The 341-nt window shown below is 43.4% G+C and carries 1 pseudogene; it reads left to right on the forward strand.

Going from position 1 to position 341, the window contains the following annotated elements:
• Window positions 1–341, forward strand: a pseudogene (locus GQ590_RS12150) (IS5/IS1182 family transposase); the annotation flags it as partial.

Raw genomic sequence — 341 nt, forward strand, 5'->3', positions numbered from 1 at the left:
ACAGCGGGAAATGTCCATGACTCTCAGCCTTATATGGCTCGATTAAAACGCCAGTTAGAGCGGTTTGGCTTTAATCCGGTTGGTGTCGGTCTTGATGCAGGTTATTTTACGGCTCCCATTTGCCATTTACTGCTAGCAGAGCAGATATATCCGGTGTTGGGCTATCGTCGTCCCAGTCATGGTGCGAATCCCATCAGAAAAAAGCAGTTTATCTATAATAGTCAAAACGATACTTATACTTGCCCAAACGGGCAAACATTAATATATAAAACGACTAGCAGAGAAGGTTATCGTCATTATCATTCTGATGCAGCAACCTGCAAAGTCTGTCCGTTATTGTC

It is taken from the genome of Gilliamella sp. Lep-s35 (genome assembly GCF_009795845.1).
Lineage (GTDB): Bacteria > Pseudomonadota > Gammaproteobacteria > Enterobacterales > Orbaceae > Gilliamella.